This window comes from Pseudomonas sp. RGB (genome assembly GCF_007713445.1).
In the GTDB taxonomy this organism is placed as follows: domain Bacteria; phylum Pseudomonadota; class Gammaproteobacteria; order Pseudomonadales; family Pseudomonadaceae; genus Aquipseudomonas.
On sequence record NZ_VMSH01000003.1, the window covers coordinates 525,568 to 546,931 of the forward strand.

Annotated in this window: 18 protein-coding genes and 2 pseudogenes; 5 read left to right on the top strand and 15 right to left on the bottom strand. The window is 62.9% G+C overall.

Annotation, left to right across the window (positions count from 1 at the left end):
* Positions 1–2 precede the first annotated feature (2 nt).
* From FPT15_RS09395 to cbiE, 9 genes and pseudogenes are all read right to left on the bottom strand, one after another.
* Positions 3–326: pseudogene (locus tag FPT15_RS09395) on the bottom strand (iron chelate uptake ABC transporter family permease subunit); the annotation flags it as partial.
* Positions 327–336: 10 nt separating this feature from the next.
* Positions 337–440, bottom strand: a pseudogene (locus FPT15_RS30330) (iron ABC transporter substrate-binding protein); the annotation flags it as partial.
* 14 nt (positions 441–454) lie between these two features.
* Positions 455–1,837 carry a PepSY domain-containing protein gene (locus tag FPT15_RS09400; RefSeq protein WP_145160263.1) on the bottom strand — a complete coding sequence of 461 codons (1,383 nt, stop codon included), beginning with the start codon at positions 1,835–1,837 and terminating at the stop codon, positions 455–457.
* Between the two features lie 116 nt (positions 1,838–1,953).
* Entirely contained in the window at positions 1,954–4,014 is a 2,061-nt protein-coding gene (locus FPT15_RS09405) for a TonB-dependent copper receptor (RefSeq protein ID WP_145160265.1), read from the bottom strand.
* 93 nt (positions 4,015–4,107) lie between these two features.
* On the bottom strand, positions 4,108–4,512 hold the full coding sequence (locus FPT15_RS09410) for a DUF2946 domain-containing protein (protein ID WP_372241455.1): 405 nt from the start codon (positions 4,510–4,512) through the stop codon (positions 4,108–4,110).
* Between the two features lie 10 nt (positions 4,513–4,522).
* The gene (locus FPT15_RS09415; protein ID WP_145160267.1) at positions 4,523–5,005 is read right to left on the bottom strand and encodes a copper chaperone PCu(A)C; all 483 of its coding nucleotides are present in this window, start codon (positions 5,003–5,005) and stop codon (positions 4,523–4,525) included.
* A gap of 46 nt (positions 5,006–5,051) precedes the next feature.
* The gene (locus tag FPT15_RS09420; protein ID WP_106577683.1) at positions 5,052–5,447 is read right to left on the bottom strand and encodes a DUF2946 domain-containing protein; all 396 of its coding nucleotides are present in this window, start codon (positions 5,445–5,447) and stop codon (positions 5,052–5,054) included.
* Positions 5,448–5,825: 378 nt separating this feature from the next.
* Complete coding sequence (locus tag FPT15_RS09425; RefSeq protein ID WP_145160270.1) at positions 5,826–6,545, bottom strand: cobalt-precorrin-6A reductase; 720 nt, start codon at positions 6,543–6,545, stop codon at positions 5,826–5,828.
* Positions 6,542–7,747, bottom strand: a complete 1,206-nt coding sequence (gene cbiE / locus FPT15_RS09430) for a precorrin-6y C5,15-methyltransferase (decarboxylating) subunit CbiE (RefSeq protein WP_145160272.1) — start codon at positions 7,745–7,747, stop codon at positions 6,542–6,544. Before cbiE ends, FPT15_RS09425 begins: the two co-directional genes overlap by 4 nt.
* 38 nt (positions 7,748–7,785) lie before the next feature.
* Between cbiE and cobG the strand changes: the two genes are divergently transcribed.
* The 5 genes from cobG to FPT15_RS09455 all read left to right on the top strand — a co-directional run bounded on the left by cobG (position 7,786) and on the right by FPT15_RS09455 (position 13,136).
* Complete coding sequence (gene cobG, locus FPT15_RS09435) at positions 7,786–9,132, top strand: precorrin-3B synthase (protein WP_145160274.1); 1,347 nt, start codon at positions 7,786–7,788, stop codon at positions 9,130–9,132.
* Positions 9,125–9,751: a precorrin-8X methylmutase gene (locus tag FPT15_RS09440; protein WP_145160276.1), complete on the top strand. Its 627-nt coding sequence runs from the start codon at positions 9,125–9,127 to the stop codon at positions 9,749–9,751. The genes cobG and FPT15_RS09440 overlap by 8 nt, the downstream gene beginning before the upstream one ends.
* Complete coding sequence (locus FPT15_RS09445; RefSeq protein WP_145160278.1) at positions 9,751–10,482, top strand: precorrin-2 C(20)-methyltransferase; 732 nt, start codon at positions 9,751–9,753, stop codon at positions 10,480–10,482. The genes FPT15_RS09440 and FPT15_RS09445 overlap by 1 nt, the downstream gene beginning before the upstream one ends.
* Positions 10,482–12,119, top strand: coding sequence for a precorrin-3B C(17)-methyltransferase (gene cobJ, locus FPT15_RS09450; RefSeq protein ID WP_145160281.1), 1,638 nt, complete (start codon positions 10,482–10,484; stop codon positions 12,117–12,119). Before FPT15_RS09445 ends, cobJ begins: the two co-directional genes overlap by 1 nt.
* A gap of 237 nt (positions 12,120–12,356) precedes the next feature.
* Positions 12,357–13,136 (top strand): hypothetical protein, encoded by a 780-nt coding sequence (locus FPT15_RS09455; RefSeq protein ID WP_145160283.1) that lies wholly within the window; start codon positions 12,357–12,359, stop codon positions 13,134–13,136.
* Here FPT15_RS09455 and FPT15_RS09460 read toward each other — a convergent pair.
* The 6 genes from FPT15_RS09460 to dusB all read right to left on the bottom strand — a co-directional run bounded on the left by FPT15_RS09460 (position 13,133) and on the right by dusB (position 21,319).
* Positions 13,133–13,729: a MarC family protein gene (locus FPT15_RS09460; protein WP_017253590.1), complete on the bottom strand. Its 597-nt coding sequence runs from the start codon at positions 13,727–13,729 to the stop codon at positions 13,133–13,135. The genes FPT15_RS09455 and FPT15_RS09460 overlap by 4 nt on opposite strands.
* 163 nt (positions 13,730–13,892) lie before the next feature.
* Complete coding sequence (locus FPT15_RS09465; protein WP_145160286.1) at positions 13,893–16,664, bottom strand: hybrid sensor histidine kinase/response regulator; 2,772 nt, start codon at positions 16,662–16,664, stop codon at positions 13,893–13,895.
* A 116-nt stretch (positions 16,665–16,780) separates the two neighbouring features.
* Positions 16,781–18,073 (bottom strand): phosphoribosylamine--glycine ligase, encoded by a 1,293-nt coding sequence (purD, locus tag FPT15_RS09470; RefSeq protein ID WP_145160288.1) that lies wholly within the window; start codon positions 18,071–18,073, stop codon positions 16,781–16,783.
* 226 nt (positions 18,074–18,299) lie between these two features.
* Complete coding sequence (gene purH, locus FPT15_RS09475) at positions 18,300–19,907, bottom strand: bifunctional phosphoribosylaminoimidazolecarboxamide formyltransferase/IMP cyclohydrolase (protein WP_145160291.1); 1,608 nt, start codon at positions 19,905–19,907, stop codon at positions 18,300–18,302.
* An 81-nt stretch (positions 19,908–19,988) separates the two neighbouring features.
* A complete protein-coding gene (gene fis / locus FPT15_RS09480; RefSeq protein WP_002555375.1) occupies positions 19,989–20,309 on the bottom strand; it encodes a DNA-binding transcriptional regulator Fis in 321 nt (106 codons plus the stop codon).
* On the bottom strand, positions 20,306–21,319 hold the full coding sequence (gene dusB, locus FPT15_RS09485; protein WP_119737806.1) for a tRNA dihydrouridine synthase DusB: 1,014 nt from the start codon (positions 21,317–21,319) through the stop codon (positions 20,306–20,308). The genes fis and dusB overlap by 4 nt, the downstream gene beginning before the upstream one ends.
* Positions 21,320–21,364 lie beyond the last annotated feature (45 nt).

Below are 21,364 nucleotides of genomic sequence, written 5' to 3' on the forward strand. Positions count from 1 at the left end.
TATCAGCGCTTGCGCATCAGCCCGATAAAAAACAGCCCGCCAATCGCCGCCGTGGCCACGTCGACCCACACCAGGAACACACTGCCCAGCAGCACGCACACCGGCAATAGACGCCGATGCTCGGCGCCGACCAAACGCCGGGCAATGTGCGGCACCATCAGCCCGACAAAGCCGATGGAGCCGCTGATCGACACCAGCACTGCGGTCATCAACGAGGCGACCAGGAACACCTTCAACCGCACAGTGCGTGCGTTGAGGCCAAGGGTCTGTTCGCCGGCCATCAAGGCATTGAGCGGGCGCGCCATGCTCAGCAGCAACAACAGCCCTTTGCACCTAGGCAACTTGCGCTTGCATTTGCGCGATCAACGCGTTGGTGCGTCCTGCACGTCGAAGATCCTGCCCAGGTTGCGCAGGTCGTTGTAGGTGTCGTCCAGGGTGGCGCATCTCGCCTGCCTCATGCAGAACCTGAGGTGGATTCACGTTGGTTGAAAATACGCGCCAACACCAGCCGATCCAGGGCCCACACCGCGATCAATGAAGCGCCGACCAAGGGGAAAATGATCGCCAGCGCGAGCATGATCACCATCGCGGTTTTCCACTTCGGCACGTCATGGCGCAGCGGCGGCACACCCAGGCCACCGGCAGGCCGGCGTTTCCACCAGATCACCACGCCACTCACCGCGCTGAGCAAAATCATCAGGCAGATCAGCAGCACGATCAGTTGGTTGACCCAACCGAACATCTTGCCTTCGTGCAGCATCACACCCGTCTCGGTGGCGCGCGCCAGCGTGTTGTAGTGTTCCCAGCGCACATCGGCGAGCACCTTGCCGGTGTATTGGTCCACGTGCAGGGTGGCGTCGTTGCGTGGATCGTTGGCGAACACCGCGACGGTGAACACGCCGTCGGCGGTGCTTGGAAAGGTGATGCTGTAACCGGGCTCAACCTTGCGTGAATTGGCCAGATCGACCACCTGCTGCAAGCGCACGGTCGGCGCGGCCGGGCCCGACTGCATGGCACCGTGGTTCATGTGTTCGGCGTGGTCGCCGGACATCGGCATAGGCGTGTTTTCCATCGCCCACGGCACGGTTTGCTGGCTGGCGGTATTGAGGCTGCGCGCCTGCTGATCCGACTGCGGCACGTTGTTCCACATCGCCGCCGGAAAGCGATTCCACAACGCGGCGTATTGCTTGCCCCAGAAGCCGGTCCAGGTCATGCCGCTGAGCAGCATCACCAGTAAAAACGCCGCCCCCCAGAAACCGGCGACGGCGTGCATGTCGCGCCAGAACACGCGCCCACGCGCGTTGAACCGTGGCCACAACACCCCGGCCGACGACTTGCCGCGCGGCCACCACAGGTACAGGCCGGACACCACCAGCATCACGCCCCAACCGGCGGCGAGTTCCACCAGGCGGTCACCGACGGTGCCGATCATCAGCTCACCGTGGAGTGCGCGGGCGATGGCTTGCAGGTTGTAGTTGGCATCCTGTTCGCCAAGTACAGTGCCGCGGTACGGGTCCACGAATACGATCACTTCGCGGCCGTTGTCATGCATCACGAACTGCGCGCTGCTGGTGGCGTCGGCCGGTGGCAGGTATTTACTGATTTTGCCTTGGGGAAAGGCTGCCTGCGCTCGCTGTAATTGCTCGTCGGCACTCAGGGCGTGTTCGGCGCTTTGTACGGTGAGCAGCTCGCCGTACATCAGCGGGTCGAGCTGGGGTTTGAACAGGTAGATGATGCCGGTGAGGGCCAGCAGCACCATGAACGGCGCGACGAAAAGCCCGGCGTAGAAGTGCCAGCGCCAGGCCAGGTTGTAGAAGGAAATCTTTTGAGTGGTCATCGGGTGCTCCGCAAAGGCTTTAAAAATTTTTGTCGGTTATGCCGCCTTCGCGAGCAAGCCCGCTCCCACATTTGAAATGCATTCCAAGTGTGGGAGCGGGCTTGCTCGCGAAGCTCTTAGAAGCTCATGTCCACCTTGGTCCAGAGCGTGCGCCCCGGTTCCTTGATGGCTTGCGGGTCGCTGGCCGGGTAGCCGAAACCGGCGTTGCCGGCCAGGTTCAAGTGCTCGGCGTAGGCCTTGCCGAACAGGTTGTCGACGCCGGTGCTGACCTTGAAGTGCTTATTGATGCGGTACGCCGCGTTCAGCGAGAACACGCCAAAGCCGCCGCTTTTATCGAAGTCCTTGCCGACCACGTTGCCCTTGTTTTGGTCGATGCGGTTTTGCGCTGCAACCACGCGCCACAAGGCACCAGCGCTCCAGTCGTCTTCGCTGTAGGTCAGGCCGAAACGCGCGTCCAGCGGTGGCATTTGCGGCAGGGCCTTGCCGTCGCTGGTGTTCTTGCCCCAGGCATAGGCGAGGCTGGCATCGGCTTTCCAGTGGCGGGTCAACTTGTAGGCCGCGCCGAGTTCGCCGCCCATGATCCGTGCATCGACGTTACGCGCCTGGGAGGTGGTGCCCATCATGCCGGGCTTGTAGTCGAACAGGATGAAGTCGCGCACCTGGCCGACATAAGCCGAGGCCCAGGCTTCTACGTCAGCGGTTTTGTACTGCGCGCCGAAGTCGAGTTGGGTGGTCTTTTCCGGCTTCACACCCTCGAAGGCATTCACTGAACCGACCGCGCCGGTCTTAGGGGAAAACAGCTCCCAGTAATCCGGGAAACGTTCCGAATGGCCCAGCCCGGCGTAGACGGTGGTGGGGCTGTCGGCCAAGTCGTGCTCATAGCGCACAAAGCCCGACGGCAGCGTATCGGCGCGGGTGTCGTCGGCGGTCGGGTTGGGGCGGGACATCATTCCTGAACCGGTCCTCTGGCGAAAATCCTTGGCCGAGGCGCGGTCCAGGCGCGCGCCGGTGATCAGGCGATCACGGTCGGCGGCGTACCAGGTCAGTTCGCCGAACACGCCATAGTTGTGGAAGTTGGCGTCCTTGTTGCGCGGCAGATCCTTGTAGGTGTCGATGCCCATGCTGCTGCGCTGGCGGTGTTCGTTGGTCTGCGCGTCCAGGCCGCTGATCAGTTGCACGTCGGCCCAACGCCAGGTGGACTTGATCCGCGCGCCGAGGGTACGGCGGTCGACGTTGGAGGCCATGGGACCTGCCATCATGCCGGTGCCGGACGGCGTGCGCAGGCTGTAGTTGTCCATCACATGGTCGGCGTAGTTGTAGTAGACCTGGGCTTCGACCTTATCCAGCACCTCGCCGATGTTGGATTTTTCGAAGCGCAGGCCCAGGCTTTCGCGCAGGAACTGCGAGCCGTCCATGCCGCGCCCGGCGTAACGCGCTTCGCCATCGCCACGGCCGGCGGTAAGTTCCAGCAGGGTGTCGGCGTCGGGGGTAAAACCGACGGCGACGTCGCCGTTCCACTTGTCGTAGCGCGAGGCAACCGTGTCGTTGTTGCCGTCCTTGTAGTCATCGGCGTGTGCCTGGTTGCCGATCACGCGCACGTAGCCCAGCGGCCCGCCGGCGGCGGCATCGATGACTTTGTCGAAGCGCCCGTTGGAGCCGGCCAGCACGCTGGCGTTGACCCGCGTGCCCAGCTCGCCGAACTGCTCCGGCTCACGCTCGAACAGGATGGTGCCGGCCGAGGCGCCCGGGCCCCAGAGCACGGTTTGTGGACCTTTGATCACGGTGAGCTTGTCGTAGGTTTCCGGCGAAATGTATGAGGTGGGGGCGTCCATCCGGCCTGGGCAGGCGCCGAGCATCATGCCGCCGTTGGTGAGGATATTCAGGCGCGAACCGAACATGCCGCGCAGCACCGGGTCGCCATTGGTGCCGCCGTTGCGCACCAGGGCGAAGCCTGGGATGGTCTTGAGGTAGTCGCCGCCATCGCTGGCCGGCACCGGCTGGCGTGGGTCTTTGGGGTTGGTGATCACCGTCAGCGGCGAGCTGGGAGCAATCGCGGTGATCACCGTGGGGCTCAACTCATGATCATCGGCGTGTACCTGTGGCACCAACAGTGCGCCACACAGAACAGCGAAAACGGGGGTACATCCCATACGGGTGTCAGCAGAAAACCTGGACATGAAAAATTCCATCAATCATTCGTAAACAACACGGCCAGCAGCCTGCGGCTGTCTGTCTAAAGTCGGCCGGTGTGAAGTAACGCGGTGAAATGCTTACGCGGTGATGGGGGGCGCGCGGCTGCGCGCGCCGGGGAAAATGCTCTGCCGGGCATGGCCCAGGCGTGGGGCGGGGGTGAGGGCGTTGGCGGGTGGCGCGGTGCCGAGGGTGTTATAGGACACGCTGCCGGGCAGGGCCGGGCAACTGAAGAGCAGGCTGCAATAGCCGCACTTTTCCCAGAGCACGTGGTGCTTGTCAGGCGCTTTGCTGTGTTGCGGTGCATCGCCATGGCAGCTGGGCATGTCCATCGACATACCGGCGTGATGATCCATCGGCATCGCTTGGGAAATCAGCGGACCGATAAAGATCATCAGCATGGCGAACAGGCTGATCCAGCTGGCGCGCATCAAACCCGGGGGCTTGTGGCGTTGCGCGGATAACCTGGCGCGAGGGGCGCCCATCGAGGTTGGCCTATTGCGCGTGCATAGACTCGTGGCCAGCCGCTGGCGGCGTTTTCTGCACCGAAACTTCCACTTCAACCTTGCCGGCTTTTTCGAAGGTCAGGGTCAGTGGAAATTGCTTGCCGTCGGCCAGCCGGCTGCGGTCTTTGAGGCCCAACAGCATCACGTGATAAGCCATTGGCGCGAAGGTCAGATCCCCCTTGGCCGGCACGGCAACGCTGGGCACTTGTTGCATCTTCATCAGGTCGCCCTGCATCACATGCTCGTGCAGCTCGGCCTTATCCGCTACCGGCGTCTCGACGCCAAGTAAGCGGTCCGGCGTTTCGCCGGCGTTATGAATCACGAAATACGCAGCGACGGTCGGCGCATTCGGTGGCAGCTCCTGTGACCAGGGATCGCTGACCAGCAGGTCGCCGGCCTTGTAGTCATCGGCATTCGCAGCAACACACACCGGCAGCAACAACGCAGCCAGAAGCAGGGAAGATTTGAGCATGGCAGTTCTCCAGAACGGTTCTAAACGCAGTTCACTTGCGAAGAAATCAGACCGTTGGAGACGCGCGCGGGTTGAGGCTCGGCCATTGCTGGCGCGGGGTAGGGGCTTGCAATGAAGGCGGCGGCAGACTCTGCGCCGCCGCAAAACGCGTGAGATACAACTGCGGCACATGCCCCGGCAAGGCCACCAAAGGCGGTGAGCCCGAGCAACACCAGCAGTGCTGCATGGTGGAGTGGTCGTCCTGCTGCGGCGCCGGAATGTCCAGCTTGCCCAGGGCAATGGTCTTCAGGCTGGCGCCATTGGAGGAGCAAAAACTGCCCCACAGCAATTGCTGAACAGGGTCGCTGGACTGTTGCATCGCACTGGCCATCGGCATGGCAAAGGCGTTGAACAGCACTGCAAAGCAGGCGATCCACACAATTGCAAAGCGTTGACGGGCCATGGCGGACAATCCGTAGGGTTAAGCGATCAGGTGCGTATTTAGCCTGATCGGTGGGGATAAGTAAAAAAGGGTGGTGTGGTTTGGTGTCGCAGTGGTTGCCTTCATGATAGTCGGGAACCACAGATTGCCAATCTTAACCCTGTGGGAGCTGGCTTGCTCGCGAAGGCGGTGTATCAGTAACGGCCAGGCTCACTGACCCACCGCCATCGCAGGCAAGCCAGCTCCCACACTTATTTGTGCCTGACCAACATTTTGCGCCCGCCACACTCCAAATGTGGGAGCCGGGCTTGCCCGCGATAACGGTGGGTCAGCCAGTGATTTATTGACTGACCCACCGCCTTCGCGAGCAAGCCCGCTCCCACATTGGAAAGGGGGTGTTTAGAGCGTGTTGACTGCCTGTAGCACCGCGGCCACGGTGGTGAATTCTCGATCTACCGCAGTCAACACGGGGCGCTTCAAGACAAGCACCGGTATTCCCAGCTCCCGCGCTACTTCCAGCTTCGGTTCAGTGGCCGCACTGCCACTGTTCTTGCTGATCAACACATCAATCCCACGCCGCTCAAACAACGCACGCTCGTCCTCAATCAGAAACGGCCCACGTGCACCGATGACTTCACAGCGTGCATTGCCGGGATACACATCCAGGGCGCGCAGCGTCCAGAACTGATCGGCGGGGATTTCATCGAGGTGCTGCAACGGCTCGCGCCCCAGCGTAAACAACGGGCGCTTGAAGGGTTTCAACGCTTCAATCAGCTCGGCCCAATCACTGACCTCACGCCAGTCATCCCCGGCTTGCGGCTGCCACGCGGGTCGCCGCAACACCCAGCAAGGAATGTCGCACAACTGCGCAGCCAGGGCGGCGTTGCCACTGATCTGAGCCGCATAGGGATGCGTGGCGTCGAGGATCAAGCTGATATTTTCATCGCGAACAAACTGCGCCAGGCCTTCAGCCCCGCCATACCCACCGACGCGCACGTGGCAGGGGAGGTCGGTAGGCACACGGCCCACGCCGGCCAAACTGTAGATATGCTCCGGCCCCAGCGTGCGGGCGATGGCCAGCGCTTCGGTCACGCCACCCAACAGCAGGATGCGTTTCATAGCGGCTTGACCACTTCCAACAGGGTTATTGGCAAGGCCTGGCGCCAGGTGTCGAACTCGCCCAGCGGCTGGGCCTGGGCCACGTGAATGCGGGTCAGCTCGCCGCCGTGCTCTGCGCGCCAGGCCATCAGGGTCATTTCGCTTTGCAGAGTCACGGCATTCGCCACCAAGCGGCCGCCCGGGCGCAGGTGCTGCCAGCACGTGTCGAGCACGCCGTCACGGGTGACGCCGCCGCCGATGAAGATCGCGTCCGGTGCTTCCAGTCCGTGCAGCACGTCCGGCGCCTTTCCACGAATCAATTGCAAACCGGGCACGCCAAGGGCGTCGCGGTTATGTTCGATCAGGCCTTGGCGGCCTGCGTCGGCTTCAATCGCCAGCGCGCGGCAGCTGGGATGGGCACGCATCCATTCAATGCCGATGGAGCCACTGCCTGCGCCTACGTCCCAGAGCAACTCGCCGGGCATCGGTGCGAGGCGGGCGAGCGTCATGGCGCGCACGTCACGCTTGGTCAGTTGGCCGTCGTGCTGGAAGGCTGAGTCCGGCAGGCCGGCGAGGCGCGACAGGCGCGGCGTGTTGGCGTCGGCCACACAGTCAATGGCGACGAGATTCAAATCCGCAACCGAGGCGTGTGGCCAATCAACCGCCAGCCCGTCAATGCGCTGTTCATCCGCGCCGCCCACGTGTTCAAACACACTGACACGGCTGGCCCCAAACCCGGACTCAACCAACAGCGAAGCAATCGCCGCAGGGCTGCGGCCATCGTTGCTCAACACCAGCAACCGCACGCCGCTGGCCAACTGCGCATGCAGCGCCGCCAGCGGCCGCGCAACCACTGACAACGTCACCACGTCCTGCAATGGCCAGCCCAACCGCGCCGCCGCCAGCGACACCGACGACGGCGCCGGTAAAACCAGCAACTCTTCAGCCGCCACCTGCCGCGCCAGACTGGCGCCCACGCCATAGAACATCGGGTCGCCGCTGGCCAGCACGCACACAGGCTCGCCGCGTTGCGCCAACACGGGCGCCAGGGAAAACGGGCTTGGCCACAACTGCCGCTCACCACGAATACACACCGGCAACAGGTCCAACTGACGCTGGCCGCCTATAATCCGGGAGGCGCGCAACAGGGCGTGCCGGGCGTTTCTGCCCAGCCCCTTGAAGCCGTCTTCACCGATGCCTACTACCGTCAGCCAGGGCGACATATCAATTCCTTGAACGACATCCGACGGGCAGGCTTTTCATGCCGCCGGACAAAGCAGGCATAATACCGCGCCTTTACCCGTCAACCGGTAGCCCCGTGAACCCAACACCTGCTCTGAACACCTTGCGCCCCTCGGCTTGTCCGGGGTTGCTGCGTATTGTCCAGGCGTTGGATGGCGGGATTTGCCGGATCAAACTGGCCGGTGGCGCCATCACTGCCGCCCAGGCGATGGCCGTGGCGGACGCGGCCCAGGCCTACGCGGGTGGAGTGATCGAGGCCACCAACCGCGCCAATCTGCAGATTCGCGGGATCGGTGCCGAGCAGCAGGCCTTGATCGCCGCGCTGCTGGCCGCAGGCCTTGGCCCGAACAACGCGGCTGGCGATGATGTGCGCAACCTGATGCTCAGCCCCAGCGCCGGTATCGACACGCAGATGTTGTTCGACACCCGACCGTTGGCCGGGCAGATCCTCGCCACCTTGCAAAACCATCCACGTTTCCATGAGTTGTCGGCCAAGTTCGCCGTGCAGCTCGATGGCGGTGAAGCCCTGGCGATGCTCGAGCATCACCACGACCTGTGGTTGTCGGCGTTTGAGCGCGATGGCGAAACATTATTGGCCTTCGGCCTGGCCGGTTGCCCTGGGTTGGATGCGCCATTGGCGGCCGTGCCTCTGGAGCAAGGTCATGCTCTGGTCGTTGCCGTGCTGGAGCTGTTTCTCGACGTGGCGACGCCCACGCAAACCCGTATGCGTCATCTGGCTGTGGATAACTTACTGGCCCGTCTGAGCCTGCCGCTGCTGCCGGTGGAGGGCTTCAAGCGCCCGGCCAGTGGGGCTTTACTGCACTTGGGCAGTTATCCACAGCGGCAAAAAGATCAATTCTACGTCGCCGCCGTTGCACCGCTGGGTCGCCTGGATTCAAGCATGCTCAAAGGCGCCGCGCAGTTGGCCTTGGAGTTCGGCGACGGCACTTTACGTTTCACGCCATGGCAGGGCGTGCTGCTGCCCAACATTAAAAGCCACGGCGCAGTGACTGAACGTCTGGCGCACCTGGGTTTTCTCTGCTCAGTCGACCAACCCCTGGCGCGCCTGATTGCCTGCACCGGCTCAAGCGGCTGTGGCAGAGGCCTGGCCGACACCAAGGCCGACGCCCTGCAATTGGCCGCGTTGCAACCTGGCGTTGAGGTGCACCTGTCCGGCTGCCCACGCTCCTGCGCGGCCGCACACACCGCGGCTGTCACGTTGCTGGCGGTGAGCCCAGGCCACTACGACGTCTATTTTCGCGATGCAGCCCAGCCAGGTTTCGGCCGGCTGCACGCGCGCACTCTTTCCATTGAAGCGGCGGGCGCCCTGTTACGCGCACGCTCACGGAGCAACACCGATGATTGATTACATCCGCGACGGTCAGGAGATCTATCGCAACTCCTTCGCCATTATTCGCGCGGAAGCCAAGTTGGACCGCATCCCGGCTGATTTGGAAAAACTCGCGGTGCGGGTGATTCATGCCTGCGGCATGGTCGAGGCCATCGATGGCCTGCAGTTCTCCGAAGGCGCAGGCAAGGCCGGGCGCGATGCGCTGGCCGCCGGTGCGCCGATTCTGTGCGATGCGCGGATGGTCTCCGAAGGCGTAACCCGTGCGCGCCTGCCGGCCAACAATGAGGTGATCTGCACCCTGCGCGACGACAGCGTGCCGGACCTGGCGCGCGCATTGGGCAACACCCGTTCCGCTGCCGCGCTGGAGCTATGGCGCCCGCACCTGGAAGGCAGCGTGGTGGTGATCGGCAACGCGCCGACCGCGCTGTTCTACCTGCTGGAGATGCTCGATGCCGGCGCGCCAAAACCTGCATTGATCCTGGGCTTCCCGGTCGGGTTTGTCGGCGCTGCCGAGTCCAAGGCCATGCTGGCGGCCGACAGCCGTGGCGTGCCGTTCGTGATCATGCAAGGGCGTCTGGGCGGCAGTGCGATGGCGGCCGCTGCGGTCAACGCCTTGGCCACGGAGGTCGAGTAATGCAGGCACGTGGACGTTTGATCGGCCTGGGCGTGGGCCCCGGCGACCCGGAACTGATCACCCTCAAGGCCCTGCGCCTGCTGCGCGAATCGCCGGTGGTGGCCTACTTCGTGGCCAAGGGCAAGAAGGGCAATGCGTTCGGCATCATCGAAGACCACCTGGTCGCGCAGCAGACCCTGATGCCGCTGGTGTACCCGGTGACCACCGAAGTGTTGCCGGCGCCGCTGTCCTACGAGCAAGTCATCAGCGACTTCTACGACACGGCCAGCCTCGACGTGGCCGCGCACCTGGACGCCGGCCGCGACGTGGCGGTGATCTGCGAAGGTGACCCGTTCTTCTACGGGTCCTACATGTACCTGCACGATCGCCTGGCCGAGCGCTATGACGCCCAGGTGATTCCCGGCGTGTGTTCGATGCTCGGCGGCGCCTCGGTACTCGGCGCGCCGCTGGTGTATCGCAATCAGAGCCTGTCGGTGCTCTCGGGCGTGCTGCCCCATGACGACCTCAAGCGTCGCCTGGCGGATGCCGACGCGGCGGTGATCATGAAGCTGGGGCGTAACTTCCCCAAGGTGCGTCAGGTGCTGGAAGAACTCGGCCTGGCCGAGCGCGCGCTGTACGTAGAGCGCGCGACCATGGCCAACCAGAAAATCGTGCCGCTGGATCAGGTCGACCCGGCGTCTTCGCCGTACTTCTCGCTGATCATCGTGCCCGGCGAAAGGTGGCAAGGTTGATGCGCCCGTCGATTGTCATTCTGGGCCAGGGCAGCCTGGCCACGGCGCGCAGGATTGCGCAGGTTTACCCCGGCGCGCTGATCCACGGCTTGGCCGGGCGCGTTGAAGGCGCCGACCAGACCTACAGCGAGTTCGGCGCGACCCTGCGCCAGCTGTATCAACAGGGCACGCCGCTGATTGCGCTGTGCGCTGCCGGCATCGTGATCCGCACCCTGGCGCCGCTGCTGCTGGAAAAGGGTGAGGAACCCGCCGTGCTGGCCGTGGCGGAAGACGGCAGCGCCGTGGTGCCGTTGCTCGGCGGCCTCGGTGGCGTGAACGTGATGGCGCGCGACATTGCCGCCGCGTTGGGCGTGCCTGCCGCGATCACCACCAGTGGCGAGTTGCGGTTCGGCACCTGCCTGCTCAACCCGCCGGCCGGTTATCAGCTGGCGGATCTGGAGCTGGGCAAGCGTTTTGTCTCGGACCTGTTGGCCGGCGAAAGCGTGCGCATCGAAGGCGCGGCGCCCTGGCTGGCTCAGGCCAATCTGCCGCAGGATCAGCAGGCGCGCCTGGCGATTCATGTGGGCAGCGCCGAGCGCGTGCCTGCCGCCAACGAGTTGCTGATTTATCCACAGAACGTGTGCGTCACCTGCAAGCCCGGGGCGCACTTGGCTGAGCGTGTGCGGGCGGCATTGCACGACGCGGGTCTTGCCGTTCAATCCCTGGCCTGCGTGTTGGCCAGCGATACACAGATGGCCGAACCTTCGCTGCACGAGGCTGCGCTGGCGTTGAATGTGCCGCTGCTGTTTTCCGGCGTCACGCAAGAGGCGGACATCGTCATCAGCGTCGCTGAGCAGCCCCTGGACCTGGCGCAAGTCGGGCGCCCGCGCGGCCGTCTGGCGGTGATTGGCCTGGGCCCAGGCGCCGCCGAGTTGATGGTGCCGGCGGTCAAGGCTGAACTGGCGCGCTGCACCGATGTGCTTGGTTACGAAACCTATGTGCGCATGGCTGGGCCATTTCGTGACGACCAAGTGCAGCACTGCACCGATAACCGCGAAGAAATGCAGCGTGCGCGCCATGCCTTCGAGTTGGCCGCGCAAGGGCGTTCAGTTGTGGTGGTATCGTCCGGTGACCCCGGCGTATTCGCCATGGCGGCTGCGGTGATCGAGGCCTTGCATGAGTCGAGTGACCCGGCCTGGCATCAGGTTGACCTGCAGATTCTGCCAGGCGTCTCGGCGTCGCTTGCCACCGCTGCGCAGGCGGGTGCGCCGCTGGGGCATGACTTTTGTGTGATGTCGCTGTCGGACAACCTCAAGCCCTGGTCGATCATCGAAAAGCGCCTGGACCTTGCGTCCCAGGCCGACTTGGCGCTGGCGTTCTACAACCCGATCTCGCGTTCGCGGCCATGGCAATTGGGGCGCGCGCTGGAAATCGTTGCGCTGCACCGCACGCCTGAAACGCCGGTGGTGCTGGGGCGCGATATCGGTCGCCCAGGCCAGACACTGCGTGTCACCACGCTTGGGCAACTGACGCCTGAACAGGTGGATATGCGCACCATGGTGCTGATCGGCTCGTCCACCACGTGCGTATTCCCGCGCGCCGGTGGCGGTGCGTGGGTGTACACGCCGCGCTGGTATGGCGAAAAACCCGCCTCCTGAAAACGGCCTGTCGCACGCCGGAAAGCTCCGAGTAACGCTGGGTTAACGCCCGCCGTTATTCGGGGCTTTTTCTTTTTTTATCGACGAAATCCGGAAGGGCTCAAGGGCCGCCCAGCAATCGTTGGGTGGCGTAGCTCGCCGCATGCCGGCAAGTGATGTTTGTGGTCTGGAAAGCGCGCTCGCGGCTGGACTAGTGTGAACACACGCCCCATGTGGGGTGCCTGTGGAGAACTGAAAATGGAGCGACAGCACCGAAGGATCAACAGCGTAAAGAGGCGCAAGTTGATTGCCGCCTACAAGTTGCCGGGAGCGCCGGGTGTACAGACCTCTGCGCCGATGGGCACGGACGATGACAGCAACGCGGCGGTGGTGAACAACGGCGTGATCTCGTTTATCGAGGGGATGTCCGCCCCGAATCGCGAATACGTTCGCAAGAGCTATTTGCTTGCGAGCAGCTACGTCAGCGATGTGTTGAAGGTTCAACGCGGCACCGAAGCCTGGTACGACGAATTTATCAAGGTGATGGTCAGTCTGGGCTGGCTGCCGGTGCGCAGCCGCTTCGAGCGGGTCACGCGCTCGGGCAAAGGCCTGACCGTGCAACTGGCGGCACTGAACATCATTGCGGCGATGCTGGCCTCGACGTCGCTGGCAGGACCTTTGCTCACCGCACTGCCCAAGCTGGCGGCGGATGCGTTAGAGGCGTTGAAGCAGCAACCCGCGACGTTCGACCTGTTCAAACGCAATAGCACGGTGCATCAGGGCGGTGATTTCGGCCTGGCCTCCTGCGCCGAAACCGAGGGAGAAGTGATGATGGTGCTGGTGACCTACAGCAGTCACGGCGTGAGCAAGCAGGTCGGCTTGCCCTTTCTGGAATGGGACAGCGCCTCGTTCGAGGCCTTCAGCGGGCAAACCTGCCTGGTGCTCAATACCGCGGTGGTCAACGAAACGACGCTCCAGCTGATGCGTGAGAGCGCCGGTGACAAGGTCCAGCTGGCCATCGCCAAGTACCGTATCTAGGGCACCAGATAACCGCGTACGCCGGTAAAGATGATCTGCGCGGCGAGGGCGCACACGAACAACCCCATCAACCGGCTGACAATCTGCAAGCCCTGGTCGCCCAGAATGCGTTCGATGCGGTTGGACAGGTACAGCACCACGCCCACTGTGAGGCTGGCCAGGGCAATGCTGAGGATGGCCATGATCTTGTCATCCCAGTGCGGCTGGCTCACGCCCATCACCAGCAGCGCACCGATGGTGCCCGGGCCGACGGTGAGCGGGATGGTCAGCGGCACAATGGTCACGTCCTGCTGCACGTTGTCGGTCTGTACCGCCGACTTGCCCTGGGCCATGCCCAGCGCCGAGATGAACAGCACGCTGCCGGCGCCGATGCGAAAAGCGTCCACGGTGATGCCGAACACGCTGAAAATCACCCGCCCGAACAGGTACAGCAACACGCTCGACACCAGCGTTGCCAGCGCTACTTTCCAGGCCAGTCGCCGCCGCTCCTTGCTGGAGTAACCACGGGTCAGGCTGATAAAACAGGACAGCACGAAGAACGGGCTGTAGAGCACCAGCATCTTCAGGTAAACGCTGAATAACACGTGGAGCATGAGGGCGGCTCGCGGGCGGAAAGATGGCGTGAGTCTAACAGGCGGCGCAGATCAAATGTGGGAGCGGGCTTGCTCGCGAATGCGGTGGATCAGTTAAAGATGCATTGACTGACACACCGCATTCGCGAGCAAGCCCGCTCCCACATTTTGATTGCATTTCAGGTCAGGAAGGCGCGTGTTCAGGTCGTTGCTGGCGCTGCGCCACCCAGAACTCCACCAGCTCGCGCAACTGCGACAACTCCACCGGTTTGGCCATATGCCCATCCATCCCGGCCTGGCGCGCGCGCTCTTTATGTTCCGAAAGGATATGCGCGGTCAGTGCGACCACCGGCGTCCGAATGCGTTGGTGGCTGACTTCCCACGCGCGCAATTGCTGGGTGGCGGAAAAACCATCGAGGATCGGCATTTCACAGTCCATCAGCACCAGGTCGTAACGCTGAGCCTTCATCGCCTCGAGGGCTTCTTCGCCATTGCTGGCGGTGTCCGGGTTGAGGTTGAGCTTGCCGAGCATGCCGCGGATCACTTTGGTGGAGATGCTGTTGTCTTCGGCCACCAGGATGCGGAAGTCGGCCGGCACGGTCACCGCTGCCGGCGCGCTGATGGCCGCGCGCGGCTGCACCACGCCCTTGCTGCGCTGAGTCAGTTCATCGGCCAGCGTGGTCTTGAGCGTGTAGCCGGCGACCGGCTTGGCGAGGATGCGCTTGATCCCGCAGTTGCGCGCGATGATCTTGCTCGGCGCGTTGCTGATACCGGTGAGCATGATCAGCAGGATGTCGTGGTTCAGGCTCGGGTCTTCCTTGATCTTGGCGGCCAGTTGCATACCGGTCATGCCGGGCATGTTCTGGTCCAGCAGGACCACGTCGAAGTAGTCGCGCAGGTGCGCCTTGGTGCGCAGCAACGCCAGGGCTTCTTTGCCGGACGGCACGGCACTGACGTTCAAGCCCCAGGCCGTGCATTGCTGCACCAGCACTTTGCGGCAGGTGTCGTTGTCGTCGACCACCAGCACCCGTGCGCCTTTGAGCGGGCCGTCGAGGTCGGAGGTCGGGTGTTCCAGGCGTTCCGGGTCCAGCGGCAGGGTCAACCACAAGGTGCTGCCCTGATGGCTGCCGCTCTTGATGCCGAACTCGCCATTCATCAACAGGATCAGTTGTCGCGCGATCACCAGGCCCAGGTGGCCGCTCAAGCGCGTGGCCGAAAGGAAGTTCTTGCTGTGCAGTTCGCTGTGCAGCAACGCGTCACGCTCGGCGGCTTCCATCGGCAGGCCGCTGTCTTGCACGGCAATGCGCAGGCGCGGCTTGGTGCTGCGTTCGTCGAGGGCAACGACGATCAGCACTTCACCTTCGTCGGTCTTTTGCAGGGCATTTTCCAGCAGGCTCAACAACGCCTGGCGCAGACGCGTCGGGTCACCGCTGATCACGCGTGGCACCTGAGGCTGGATAAAGCTGATCAGTTCGACGTTCTGTTGCTCGGCCTTGGCGCGGAAGATACTCAGGCAGTCTTCGATCAATGCGTTGAGGTCGAACTGCACGTCGTCCAGCTCGATCTGCCCGGACTCCAGCTTGGAGATGTCGAGGATCTCGTTGATCAACGTCAGCAGTTCGTTCCCGGCGCTGTGGATGGTCTGCACGTAGTCACGCTGCTTGACCGACAGCGGCGTGCCCAGCAGCAGCTCGGTCATGCCCAGCACGCCGTTCATGGGGGTGCGGATTTCGTGGCTGATCTTCGCCAGGAACTCGGCTTTGGCGGCGATCTCGGCATTGCTGGCCGCCAAATCGCGGCTGAGGCTGAAGCGCGCTTCGACAATTGCGCGCTGGCGTTCGCCCAGGGCCAGGCTCATCAGCAGGCCGCTGAGGCAGATAAAACCGAGCAGCGTGACGATCAAGCCTTGCGGTGCCACCAGCGTCAGGCCGAGCAGGGCAGGCAGGATGATCAGTGTGCCGATGTTGAACACCACCATGCCCGCCACGAACAAACGTGCCGGCCGGTAGCCTTTCTGCCAGTGGTAGGCCGAGACAAACAGCATGCTCAGACCGGCCAGGGCCACCAGGGCGTAAGTGATGATGTTCAGCGGCAAGGTGTTGACGAACAACAGCAGCAGGCCGCACAGCACGATCAGCAGGATGTCGGCCATCAACAGTTTGTTCAGCAGGTGCGGGCCCAGCGGCATGAAGAACCGATAGGCGAACATCAGCCCGCACGGCGCGGTCAGCAGCAGGGCGAGGTAGGCGCCCGGGGTCTGGACAGCATGCCAGTTCGGCAGCCACGGCCCCACCAGGTTGAGCAACAGTGCCAGGCTCAACATCAAGAGCAACTCGCAGGCCGCCAGCCACAGGCTGCTGCGCGAGCGGTGGTAGGCGAAGCGCGTGAGGTTGTGCAGGATCAGCATCAGCAGGCAGCCGAACAACAGGCCGTAGATCAGCGTCTGGTTCTGGTCGGCGGCAGCCAGTACGGCCGGTTCCAGGGTGATGTAGGGGCGCAGTTCGTGTTCCGACACCAGACGCAGGTACACCTCGAGGGGTTTCTGGCTCTGGGGCATCGGCAGCATGAAATCACTGCTGGGCAGCGGGCGTTCCGCCTGCGGCTGGCGGGTGCCGGTACTTTGTTGCTCCACCAGGGTGTCGCCGTCCAGTACATAGAGGCTCAGGTGGGACAGGTCGGGGGCAAATACCCGCAGCACTTGCTCGTGCTTGCCAGGTTGCAGCTTGAAACGTACCCACAACGCACCGTCCGGCTCGGCCGCGGTAATCCGGTCCAGTTCGATGGGGCTAAATTGATTGGTGTAACGGGCGGAGCGGATATCGCTCAGTTGCAGGTCGGCCTGTTCATCAAGCAATACTGCCCATCCACTGCCTTGCGCGGCGGCCTGGGCCGGGAACAAGCAGAGCAGGGTCAGCAGACTGACTGTGAAACCTATGGCGATCCTGAGCCAGCGCACGGCGAAATCCCTTCGTAGGTTGATTGCACGGGTTAACTATGCGCGGGGCGACGTGGGTACGGCAAGGGCCAAAGGCCCTTGCCTAACCGAACGGATAGCGACTGGAGGGCAGCTGCTTATTGGTTCTCGCCACGTTCACGGGCAATGGCGCGGTAGCCGATGTCCGTGCGGTAGAAGCAACCTTTCCAGTCGATTTTCGCGGCCAGCTTGTACGCCTGTTGCTGCGCGGCGTCGACACTGGCACCCATTGCGGTGGCGCACAATACACGGCCACCTGCGGTTACAACCTTGCCGTCCTTGAGCGCGGTGCCCGCATGGAACACCTTGCCTTCCAGCGTAGCAGCTGCGTCGAGGCCTTCAATCACGTCGCCCTTGGTGTAGTCGCCAGGGTAACCACCGGCCGCCAGCACAATGCCAACGCTCGGACGCGGGTCCCATTGCGCTTCAACCTTGTCCAGCGCCTGGGCCAGGGCCGCTTCCACCAGCAGCACCAGGCTCGATTGCAGACGCAGCATCACCGGTTGGGTTTCCGGATCACCAAAGCGGCAGTTGAACTCGATGACTTTCGGGTTACCGGCTTTGTCGATCATCAGGCCGGCGTACAGGAAGCCGGTGTATACATTGCCTTCGTCGGCCATGCCGCGCACGGTCGGCCAGATCACCAGGTCCATCACGCGCTTGTGTACCTCGGCGGTGACCACTGGGGCAGGGGAGTAAGCACCCATGCCGCCGGTGTTCGGGCCGCTATCGCCGTCGCCGACGCGTTTGTGGTCCTGGCTGGTGGCCATCGGCAGTACGTTCTTGCCGTCGACCATCACGATAAAGCTGGCTTCTTCGCCGTCGAGGAACTCCTCGATGACCACGCGCGAACCGGCGTCACCAAATGCGTTGCCGGCGAGCATGTCGCGCACCGCGTCTTCGGCTTCTTGCAGGGTCATCGCCACGATCACGCCTTTACCGGCGGCCAGGCCGTCGGCCTTGATGACGATCGGTGCACCTTTTTCACGCAGGTAAGCCAGGGCCGGCTCGATCTCGGTGAAGTTCTGGTAGTCGGCAGTCGGAATCTTGTGGCGTGCCAAAAAGTCCTTGGTGAAGGCTTTCGAGCCTTCCAGTTGGGCTGCGCCGGCGGTCGGGCCGAAGCAGTCCAGGCCACGGCTGCGGAACAGGTCGACGACGCCGGCCACCAATGGCACTTCCGGACCGACGATGGTCAGGGACACGTTCTTCTCGGCGAAATCAGCCAGTTGCTCAAGGGCCAACACGTCGATGGCGACGTTTTCGCACTTGGCTTCAATGGCGGTGCCGGCGTTGCCGGGTGCGACGAATACTTTCTGGACGCGCGGGTCCTGGGCAACTTTCCAGGCCAGGGCGTGTTCACGGCCACCGCTGCCAATGATCAAAACATTCATTTCAAAAACCTCAAATTCTGTAGGCGCTGCACGAGCGCTTAAATGTGGAGCCGATCTGATGTGGCGAGCGGGCTTGTCCCGCGTTGGGCTGCAAAGCGGCCCCAAAACCAAACACCGCAGATTGCCTGATGCACCGTGTTCTTCTTGATGGGGCTGCTGCGCAGCCCAACGCGGGACAAGCCCGCTCACCACAAAAGGCCCGCTCCCACATTTCGATCGAGTTGGATCAGTGGCGGAAGTGGCGCATGCCGGTGAAGACCATGGCGATGCCAGCCTCATCAGCGGCGGCGATGACTTCAGCATCGCGCATCGAACCACCAGGTTGAATCACCGCCGTCACGCCAGCCTTGGCCGCATTGTCCAGGCCGTCACGGAACGGGAAGAACGCGTCGGAAGCCATCACCGAACCGGCTACCTGCAAGCCGGCGTGCTCAGCCTTGATCGCAGCGATACGCGCCGAGTTCACGCGGCTCATCTGGCCGGCGCCGACACCGATGGTCTGGCGGTTCTTGGCGTAGACAATGGCGTTGGATTTAACGTACTTGGCGACTTTCCAGGCGAAGATCAGGTCGTTGATTTCCTGCTCGGTCGGGGCGCGCTTGGTCACCACTTTGAGGTCTTCGCTGCCGATCATGCCGATGTCGCGGCTCTGTACCAGCAAGCCGCCGTTGACGCGTTTGTAGTCCCAGGCCGCGGCGCGGTCCGCCGACCACTCGCCACAGGCCAGCAGGCGCACGTTGGCCTTGGCGGCAACGATGGCGCGGGCTTCTTCGCTCACGGACGGGGCGATGATCACTTCAACGAACTGACGCTCGACGATGGCTTTTGCGGTTTCAGCATCCAGCTCGCGGTTGAAGGCGATGATGCCGCCGAAGGCGGATTCGGTGTCGGTGGCGTAGGCCAGTTCGTACGCCTGGCGGATACCGCCTTCAGCGTCCGGGCTTACGGCGACGCCGCACGGGTTGGCGTGCTTGACGATCACGCAGGCCGGCTTGACGAAGCTCTTCACGCATTCCAGCGCGGCGTCGGTGTCGGCCACGTTGTTGTAGGACAGCTCTTTGCCTTGCAGTTGGGTCGCGGTGGCGATGCCGACTTCAGCAGGTTTGGCCTCAACGTAGAACGCCGCGCTCTGGTGCGGGTTCTCGCCGTAGCGCATTTCCTGGGCCTTGATGAACTGGCTGTTGAAGGTGCGCGGGAACTGGCTGCGGCCCTCTGTGCTCAGGGTCTCGGCGGCCTGGTTCACGGTGCCCATGTAGTTGGCGATCATGCCGTCGTAGGCGGCGGTGTGTTCAAACGCCTTGAGCATCAGGTCGAAACGCTGGGCGTAAGTCAGGCCGCCGGCTTTGAGGCTTTCCAACACGTTGGCGTAGTCGCTGGCGTTAACCACGATGGCCACGTCTTTGTGGTTCTTGGCAGCCGAGCGAACCATGGTCGGGCCGCCGATATCGATGTTTTCGATGGCGGTCGGCAGGTCGCAACCTGGCTTGTTGATGGTGGCTTCGAACGGATAAAGGTTAACGGCCACCAGGTCGATCGGCTTGATGCCGTGCTCGGTCATGATGGCGTCGTCGATACCGCGACGACCGAGGATCCCGCCGTGGATTTTCGGGTGCAGGGTCTTGACCCGACCGTCCATCATTTCTGCGAAACCGGTGTAGTCCGCGACTTCTACTGCGGCCACGCCGTTGTCCTGCAGCAGTTTGAAGGTCCCGCCCGTGGAGAGGATTTCCACACCCAGGGCTTCCAGCTCCCGGGCAAATTCGAGGATCCCGGTCTTGTCGGAAACACTGATCAAGGCGCGGCGGATCGGCAGGCGGGTAGTCTGGTCGGTCATTTCAATTTCCATCAAAAGCAAAGGAGTCAGCAAAAAAGGCGTCCGTTTTTACGCGGGCGCCTTTCTGGTTTGATTGAATGCTTACAGCAAATCGTACTGCTTGAGCTTTTTGCGCAAGGTGCCACGGTTGAGGCCCAGCAGCTCACTGGCTTTGGTCTGGTTGCCCTTGACGTAGTTCATCACGCTTTCGAGCAAGGGCGCCTCGACTTCGGAGAGCACCAGGTTGTACACGTCCGTGACGGAAGCGCCCTCTAGGTGGGCGAAATAATTGTGCAGCGCCTTCTCGACACTCCCGCGAAGGGTCTGGCCTTCTTCGCTCGGCGTGTTGAGGTGCTGTTTCAAATTGACGTTGTCGCTCACGGGTGTTGTTCCACTCACTAAAGTCTCGGTCATCATCGTCATGCGGCCACCCCCTCTCCGTCCCCTGTCCCCAGGCTCTTGTAACGCTCGCTGAAGAACTCACGAACGTTGGCGCACTGTGCTTCCGTATCATCCAAACGATTGAAGTGGGCGCGAAACTCCCTGGCGCCCGGCAAGGTTGCGAGATACCAGCCGACATGCTTGCGAGCAATGCGTACTCCCATCACGTCTCCATAGAAGGCGTGCAGGGCGGCCAGATGCTCTAGCAGAATACGTTCCACCTCGATCAGCTCCGGTGCCGGCATGACTTCGCCAGTACGCAGAAAGTGCTCGATCTCACGAAAAATCCATGGCCGCCCCTGGGCGGCCCGGCCAATCAACAAGCCATCGGCGCCGGTTGCGTGCAGCACGCGCCGGGCTTTCTCGGCTGAGTCGATGTCGCCATTGGCAAAGACCGGGATCGACACCGCCTGCTTGATCGCGGCAATGGTGTCGTACTCGGCTTCACCGGTGTAAAGGTCGGCGCGGGTGCGGCCATGCACCGCCAGCGCTGTAATGCCTGCCTGTTCGGCGATCTTCGCCACCGTCAGGCCGTTCTTGTTGTCCCGGTCCCAGCCGGTACGAATCTTCAGGGTGACCGGCACATCCACTGCGGCGACAACGGCCTGCAGGATCTCGGCTACCAATTGCTCATCTTTCAACAGGGCGGAACCGGCGGCCTTGTTGCAGACCTTCTTGGCCGGGCAGCCCATGTTGATGTCGATGATCTGTGCGCCCAACTCCACGTTGGCCCGGGCCGCGTCCGCGAGCATCTGTGCATCGCCACCGGCGATCTGTACCGAGCGCGGCTCGGGATCACCTTCGTGGATCATGCGCATCCGCGATTTGCGGGTGTTCCACAAGCTCATGTCGCTGGTGACCATTTCAGAGACTACTAGACCCGCGCCCAAACGCTTGCACAGCTGACGAAAGGGCTGGTCGGTGACGCCCGCCATCGGGGCGAGGATCAAGCCGTTTTGCAATGTGTATGGGCCGATGCGTACCGCCGACATAGGACTTCCCTGTTGTGGGGCCGGATCATTAGAGTTCGAAAAAGG

Excerpts from the sequence above, each read along its gene's own strand:
- FPT15_RS09400 (WP_145160263.1), bottom strand. The coding sequence starts at position 1,837 with ATGACCACTCAAAAGATTTCCTTCTACAACCTGGCCTGGCGCTGGCAC.
- FPT15_RS09405 (WP_145160265.1), bottom strand. The coding sequence starts at position 4,014 with ATGTCCAGGTTTTCTGCTGACACCCGTATGGGATGTACCCCCGTTTTC.
- FPT15_RS09415 (WP_145160267.1), bottom strand. The coding sequence starts at position 5,005 with ATGCTCAAATCTTCCCTGCTTCTGGCTGCGTTGTTGCTGCCGGTGTGT.
- cbiE (WP_145160272.1), bottom strand. The coding sequence starts at position 7,747 with ATGTCGCCCTGGCTGACGGTAGTAGGCATCGGTGAAGACGGCTTCAAG.
- FPT15_RS09440 (WP_145160276.1), top strand. The coding sequence starts at position 9,125 with ATGATTGATTACATCCGCGACGGTCAGGAGATCTATCGCAACTCCTTC.
- FPT15_RS09420 (WP_106577683.1), bottom strand. The coding sequence starts at position 5,447 with ATGGCCCGTCAACGCTTTGCAATTGTGTGGATCGCCTGCTTTGCAGTG.
- purD (WP_145160288.1), bottom strand. The coding sequence starts at position 18,073 with ATGAATGTTTTGATCATTGGCAGCGGTGGCCGTGAACACGCCCTGGCC.
- FPT15_RS09425 (WP_145160270.1), bottom strand. The coding sequence starts at position 6,545 with ATGAAACGCATCCTGCTGTTGGGTGGCGTGACCGAAGCGCTGGCCATC.
- FPT15_RS09460 (WP_017253590.1), bottom strand. The coding sequence starts at position 13,729 with ATGCTCCACGTGTTATTCAGCGTTTACCTGAAGATGCTGGTGCTCTAC.
- purH (WP_145160291.1), bottom strand. The coding sequence starts at position 19,907 with ATGACCGACCAGACTACCCGCCTGCCGATCCGCCGCGCCTTGATCAGT.
- FPT15_RS09445 (WP_145160278.1), top strand. The coding sequence starts at position 9,751 with ATGCAGGCACGTGGACGTTTGATCGGCCTGGGCGTGGGCCCCGGCGAC.
- cobJ (WP_145160281.1), top strand. The coding sequence starts at position 10,482 with ATGCGCCCGTCGATTGTCATTCTGGGCCAGGGCAGCCTGGCCACGGCG.
- dusB (WP_119737806.1), bottom strand. The coding sequence starts at position 21,319 with ATGTCGGCGGTACGCATCGGCCCATACACATTGCAAAACGGCTTGATC.
- cobG (WP_145160274.1), top strand. The coding sequence starts at position 7,786 with ATGCCGCCGGACAAAGCAGGCATAATACCGCGCCTTTACCCGTCAACC.
- fis (WP_002555375.1), bottom strand. The coding sequence starts at position 20,309 with ATGACGATGATGACCGAGACTTTAGTGAGTGGAACAACACCCGTGAGC.
- FPT15_RS09455 (WP_145160283.1), top strand. The coding sequence starts at position 12,357 with ATGGAGCGACAGCACCGAAGGATCAACAGCGTAAAGAGGCGCAAGTTG.
- FPT15_RS09410 (WP_372241455.1), bottom strand. The coding sequence starts at position 4,512 with ATGGGCGCCCCTCGCGCCAGGTTATCCGCGCAACGCCACAAGCCCCCG.